This window comes from Micromonospora sp. M51 (assembly GCF_018070305.1).
Taxonomy (GTDB): Bacteria; Actinomycetota; Actinomycetes; order Mycobacteriales; family Micromonosporaceae; genus Micromonospora; species Micromonospora parva.
Window position 1 is genome coordinate 1 of the sequence record NZ_JAGPXZ010000379.1, and the last position, 5,799, is coordinate 5,799.

Sequence of the window (5,799 nt, forward strand, 5' to 3'; positions counted from 1 at the left end):
GGTAGAGCCCGACTCCCTGCGCGGGGCCGCTGACCGCGGGACGACCGGTGATGACGAGGCTGGGCCGTACCCCGCACCCCGCCAGCAGCGGACCGAGCAGCAGTGCGCCGGCGAGCAGCGCCCGCCCGGTGCGCCGGCCGGTCACCGGGCACCCCCGGTGTCCGTCGTCTCGCGGGGCAGCCGGAGCGTGAAGACCGCGCCGCCACCCGGGGCGTTGCCGGCGACGAGAGCCCCCCGGCGCTCGCCGTGGCGGTGCAGCCGCGCGTTCTCCCAGGAGATGGCGAGGCCGAGGCCGCTGCCCTCGGAGCGGGTCCGCGCCGTGTCGGCCTTGTAGAAGCGGTCGAACACGTGCGGTAACACCTCCGGGTCCAGCCCCGGCCCCTGGTCGGCCACCTCGATGGTGACCCAGTCCGGATCGGCGCTCACGCGTACGGTCACCGGCTCGGCACCGTGCCGGAAGGCGTTGCCGACCAGGTTGGCGACGATGACGTCCAGCCGGCGGGGATCGAGCCGGGCCACCACAGCGGGAGGCAGGTCGGCGCGTACCCGGTCGGTCCAGCCGCGGATCCGCAGGGTCGCGGTCACCGCCGCGCCCACGTCCACGTCGTCGAGGGCGAGCCGGGCCGTGCCGGAGTCGAACCTGCTGATCTCGATGAGATCGTTGACCAGGTGGGTGAGGTTCTGCGTCTCCTGGCTGACCAGCCGAGCGGCCCGGCCCGCGTCCCCGGGCAGGTGCTCGGCCTCCTCGTCGAGCACGTCGGTGACCGCCGTCATCGCGGCCAGCGGGGTGCGGAGCTCGTGCGAGACGTCGGCGACGAAGCGGCGGGCGTCGGATTCCATCCGCCGCAGCTCACCGACCTGCCGCTCCAGCGTGCCGGCGGTGTCGTTGAAGGTCCGCGCCACGTCGGCCAGCTCGTCCACGCCCCGGACCGTCAGCCGGGTGCTCAGGTCGCCCTCGCCGAGGCGGCGGGCCGCTCGGCCCAGGTCGCGGACGGGTCGCAGGACCCCCCGGGCGGACAGCAGGGCCAGCAGGACGGCGAGGAGCAGGGACAACCCTCCGGTCCACCACGCCCTGGTGGCGAGCTGGTCGATGCTCTGCTGCTCGGGCACGAGATCGCGCACCGAGTAGACCTCCAACCCGGACGGGTGGGCCGTGCCGTCGGGGCGCTCGAGCCGCAGTTGGGTGCCGATGAGCAGCCAGGGCCGCCCGTGCTGCGAGACACGCTGCCAGGCGATCTGACCGTCGCCGACCTCCGCCCGCAGCTCGGGGCTGAGCGGGGCGGGTGTCTGCGAGCCCTGTGCCCGCATGTCCCGGTAGATGACCACCGCGAAGCCCTCGCGGTCGGAGAGCCGCTGGGCCAACAGGTCCAGGTCGTTCTGGGTCGGCGGAAGCTGGGCGATCGGGTAGACCTTGGTGAGCTGGTCGGTCAGCGACATCACCGCGGCGTCCTGCGCCTGCTGGAGGATGACGGTCCGGGCCTGGAAGTAGCTGCCGCTGGCCACGACGGCCGTGGTGGTGACCCCGAGCAGCGCGAACGCCAGCAGCAGCCGGACCCGCAGGCTCGATGCCTGGGCGGCGACCGAGCGCCAGAAGGTCACAGCGGCCCGAACCGGTATCCGAAACCACGCACGGTCTGGATGAAGACCGGCGCCGACGAATCGGCCTCGATCTTGGCGCGGACCCGCTGGACGCACGCGTCCACCAGTCGCGAGTCACCGAGATACCCGTGCTCCCACACGGCCTCCAGCAGTTGCTGCCGGCTGAGCACCTGACCGGGCGTGTGCGAGAGTTCGAGCAGCAGCCGCAGCTCCGTGGGGGCGAGGCTGACCGGCGTCCCGTCCTTGCTGACCACCAGGGCCGCCCGGTCGATGGTCAACGCGCCGTGCTGTTCCAGGCCGGCCCGCTCGCCGCCGCGCCGCGAGTCGCCACCGGTGCGTCGCAGCACCGCGCGGATGCGCGCCTCCAGGACCCGGGCCTGCACCGGCTTGACCACGTAGTCGTCGGCGCCGGCCTCCAGGCCGGCGACCACGTCCATGTCGTCGTTGCGGGCCGTGAGCATGATGATCGGCAGGTCACCGAGCTGCCGGATCCGGCGGCAGACCTCGAACCCGTCCATCCCGGGCAGCATGAGATCGAGCACCACGACATCGGACGGGGCCGCGCGCAGTCGCTCCAGCCCCTGCTCACCGGTGCCCACGGCGTGCACCGTGTGGCCCTGCCGGGTGAGCGCCCACTGCAGTCCGTCGCGCACCGTCTGGTGGTCTTCGATCAACAGCACCTGGGACATGTCGTCAAGTATCCCATCATGAGATCTTTCGGGCTTCGGTCGACGGCTGCGGCTGCGCGGGGCTCCGCGCCGCCCTCGGCACCGCGAAATCCGTCGAACGCACCAGGAACACCACAGCGCCCACCAGGAACATCGTCGAAACGGCCGCGGCCACGATCGCAACCAGCGGCCCGCGCTGCACCGACGCGGCCAGACCGGGCACGACCACCACCAGCGCCCAGACCAGCACGACCAGACCGACCGCCGCCTCGGCCAGCCCGCGCCAGAGGCCGCCGCCGGCCGAACCGCCGGCCGCGTCGTGGTCGGTGGGCCGGGCCGCCAACGCGGCCGCGGCCAGGAGAAACAGTGTCACCCCCAGCAGTACGCCACCGAGCACGTCGCTGAACCGGTGCCAGCCCGCGATCATCGTGGCGGCGGCGATCACCGAGACTCCCGCCGCACCCGGCACCGCCAGCCAGCGCCGGGCCCACCCGGGCAGGACCAGCAGAAACGCCAGCAGCAGGGCGGTCGCCGCCGCGACGTGACCGCTGGGAAAGCTGTTGTGGGTGGTGGAACTCTCGATCTGCAGGTCCGGGCGGAGCAGTTGTGTCTTCACCGCGCCGGCCACCAGCACCGCGCAGACGACGATGCCCACGCCGACGGCGCCCGCCACCAGCCGGCGGCGCAGCACACCCACCAGCAGCACCACGCCGAGCAGGGCCGCGATGAGCGTCGGGTTGCCGAAGGTGGCCAGCGCGGTCTTGGCCGGGCCCACGAGCGCTGTCCGCTGCTCGTACCCGCCGCCGGATTCGGCGGGCGGCAGGAGCACCCCGTCCAGCCACTGCCCGGGATAGGTCCGCACGAAGACGGCGGCGGTGAGGGTCAGCGCGAGCAGACCACACAGCGCCGCGGCGAGCAGTCGGAGCCCCAACGGCACCGCCGCGCGGGCGTGGGGCAGCGGGCGCGCCGGACCGGGTGTCGGGCGCCCGACGGAGTACAGCGATCCGGTGGACATGGCGACCATGCTCGCCCCCGCAGGTCCGTACGCCGTCCTCGAATTGTCTTGGTTCTGTCACAACCACCCCCGCCGCTTCCGGAGAAGCGCATGGTCGGCGGTGGGGTCGGGTGGCCTGGCCGGCGCAACGGGATTCACATGCTTACATGCAACTATGTTTTACCTAGCCGAGATCAGCCACCACTAGGGTCAGGACGCCGATCGATGTCTCGGTCGGCGGTACGACAATCCATCCGGAGTGATGTGGGGAACCGGAAGGTGTTGGCACATGCAGGAAATTCCAGTCGCCAGCCTGGTCATCGGCATCGCATCCTCGCCGGCCGAGCGGCGACATCTGGCCCGGCTGCTCGGCGGCAGCGACGCCTTTCTGATCGTCTCGACAGTCGACCAGGCGCGAGAGTTTCTCGGGGTGGTCGAGGCGCCCGCCGCACCGGCCCCGCCGACCACCGCGGCGCGCGCCGAGGGGGCGCCGAGCCCGCAACCCCCGCCACCGGCCCTGGCGGTCGACTCCGACCGTCGGGTGCTGCGGTGGCGTGACCAGGAGATCGACCTGACCCGGTTGGAGCACGACGTGCTGCTCTGCCTGGTGCACGCCCCCGGGCAGGTGTGGACCTACGAGCGGCTGCACCTGGAGGTCTGGGGCAACCGGCACCTCGGCCGGGGCTCGGACATGCACTCGGTGGTCCGCCGGGTGCGCGCCAAACTCGCCAGGCTCAACGCCGCGGCGACGATCCACTCGGTACGCGGCGTCGGATTCCGGCTCGCGCCCGTCTGATCACCCCGGGCGCGGTCCGGCCCGCCTGGTCGAGGACCAGGCGGGCCGGACGTCACGCGACTAGTGCTCGGCTGTCAGCACCTGATGGGCGCCAACCCGAAGTTCTCCACCGTGGGGGTCGCGGTGTCGATCCGGGTCTGGCGGGTCTGCGGCTTCCAGCCGTCCTTGGCCACGATCATCGTGAGCGGGTTGTTGCGGCGGTCCACCCAGTAGGCGTACTTGCCCTCGGCATCGGTGGCGAAGGTGTACGACGCCGCCCACGAGTCGACCTGCACGACCGCACCGGCGAGCGGCGAGGTCGCACCCTGGCAGCTGGTGCCGGTGACCGTACCCATGAGCTTGCCCCAGGTCTTCGGGGGGTTCGCGGTCATGGTCACCGCGACCGGCGCGACCGAGTACGGGGTGTTCTCGGAGATCGCTACCGCGCCGGAGTAGGTGCCCGGCTGGTCCACGTTCGCCGTCAGACCGACGGTGACAGTGACCTTCGCACCCGGTGCGAGGGTGACCTCCGACTTGTCGACGGTCATCCAGCTGACGTCGGCGGCCGACTCGGAGCATCCCTCGAAGCCCGGGAGCACCTCACTCTCGGGAGCCGCGTCGAAGCTGCCGGACGAGCCGCCGATCTTGTAGAAGCCGCACGCCGCGCCGCCGCGGTACCGCGCGGTGTTGGCGTTGGGCAGGTTGGACCACGAACCGGCGGCCGGGTCGTACGCGAAGCCGGCGTTGCTGATGGCCCCGCCCTGCGAACCACCGACGACGAGCAGCTTGCCGCTGGCGACGGCGTACGCGCTGGCCCAGTTGTCGGTCGGCGCGTCGGCGATGGCGGTCCACGTGTTGGCACCCGGGTCGAAGGCGTAGCTGGACTTCTGCGCGGCGGAACCGTCGTTGCCGCCGGTGCAGTAGAGGACGCCGTCGATCCCGCCGCAGGAGGCGAAGGCCACCGACTTCGGGTAGTTGGCCATCGTCTCCCAGGTGTCACTGGTCGGGTCGTACCGGACCACGCTGTTCGACATCGGCGTGCAGGACGCGGTCGTGCAGCCACCGACCGCGTACAGCTTGCCGTCGACGACACCCTGACCGGCCGCGGCCCGGGGCGCCGGGTTGTCGGCCAGCTCGGTCCAGGTGTTGGCCCCGGGGTCGTACGACCAGGTGGCGGAGTCCGGGCCGGCGTCGCCCCAGCCACCACTGACGATGATCTTGCCGTTCACCACGCCGGCGGTCACGGCGTTGCGGGCGCCCGGAAGGTCGGCGATCGCCGTCCAGGTCTGCGCGGCCGGGTCGTAGGCGTAGTTCTTGGTGGTGGACGCCTCACCGTTGCCGCCACCGAGCGAGTACACCTTGCCGTCCAGGTTCACCACCCGGTTGTCCATGATCGTGGCCGGGTAGTTGGCGATGTCGGTCCACGGCGCCGCGTTCGGGCCGACCGCAGCGGCAGCGGCCTTGGCCTCCTTGCCGGACGCCTTGGCGGCGAACGACGTCGGCACGGTGAGCCGCTGCTCCGGCGCGCCGCCGGACCCGAGCACCTGCTGCCGGGTGACAGTGGAGCCGTCCGCCCGCAGGAGTTCGAACCCGTTGTCCCGCTCACCGAACTTCACCTCGACCGGCGCGCCGCCGGTGTTGGTCACCGTGAACGTCTTGCTGGTCTTGCCGTTGGGCATCTGGAGGGTGGCGCTGAGCTGCGTCGGCGTCACCGACAGCCGGCCGGCCGCGAGCTGGAAGTTCTCGGTGGTCGCCCAGTCTGA

At 72.0% G+C, this 5,799-nt stretch carries 5 protein-coding genes; 1 reads left to right on the plus strand and 4 read right to left on the minus strand.

Going from position 1 to position 5,799, the window contains the following annotated elements; genetic code table 11:
- Nucleotides 1–141: 141 nt before the first annotated feature.
- Genes KBX53_RS19795 through KBX53_RS19805 form a run of 3 tightly spaced genes read right to left on the minus strand, consistent with a single transcriptional unit; the run spans nt 142 to nt 3,282 of the window.
- Nucleotides 142–1,599 carry a sensor histidine kinase gene (locus KBX53_RS19795; protein WP_210860918.1) on the minus strand — a complete coding sequence of 486 codons (1,458 nt, stop codon included), beginning with the start codon at nt 1,597–1,599 and terminating at the stop codon, nt 142–144.
- Nucleotides 1,596–2,288: a response regulator transcription factor gene (locus KBX53_RS19800; RefSeq protein WP_210860920.1), complete on the minus strand. Its 693-nt coding sequence runs from the start codon at nt 2,286–2,288 to the stop codon at nt 1,596–1,598. Before KBX53_RS19800 ends, KBX53_RS19795 begins: the two co-directional genes overlap by 4 nt.
- 16 nt (nt 2,289–2,304) lie before the next feature.
- Nucleotides 2,305–3,282, minus strand: coding sequence for a phosphatase PAP2 family protein (locus tag KBX53_RS19805; protein ID WP_210860922.1), 978 nt, complete (start codon nt 3,280–3,282; stop codon nt 2,305–2,307).
- A gap of 268 nt (nt 3,283–3,550) precedes the next feature.
- On the opposite strand from KBX53_RS19805, the gene KBX53_RS19810 reads away from it, so the two are divergent.
- Nucleotides 3,551–4,057: a winged helix-turn-helix domain-containing protein gene (locus tag KBX53_RS19810; protein WP_210860925.1), complete on the plus strand. Its 507-nt coding sequence runs from the start codon at nt 3,551–3,553 to the stop codon at nt 4,055–4,057.
- Between the two features lie 74 nt (nt 4,058–4,131).
- Here KBX53_RS19810 and KBX53_RS19815 read toward each other — a convergent pair.
- Nucleotides 4,132–5,799: kelch motif-containing protein (locus KBX53_RS19815; protein ID WP_305797965.1), on the minus strand; the 1,668-nt coding region annotated here is incomplete at its 5' end.

Bases quoted from the DNA above. Each gene is read 5' to 3' on its own strand.
- KBX53_RS19805 (WP_210860922.1), bottom strand. From the start codon at position 3,282: ATGTCCACCGGATCGCTGTACTCCGTCGGGCGCCCGACACCCGGTCCG.
- KBX53_RS19810 (WP_210860925.1), top strand. From the start codon at position 3,551: ATGCAGGAAATTCCAGTCGCCAGCCTGGTCATCGGCATCGCATCCTCG.
- KBX53_RS19800 (WP_210860920.1), bottom strand. From the start codon at position 2,288: ATGTCCCAGGTGCTGTTGATCGAAGACCACCAGACGGTGCGCGACGGA.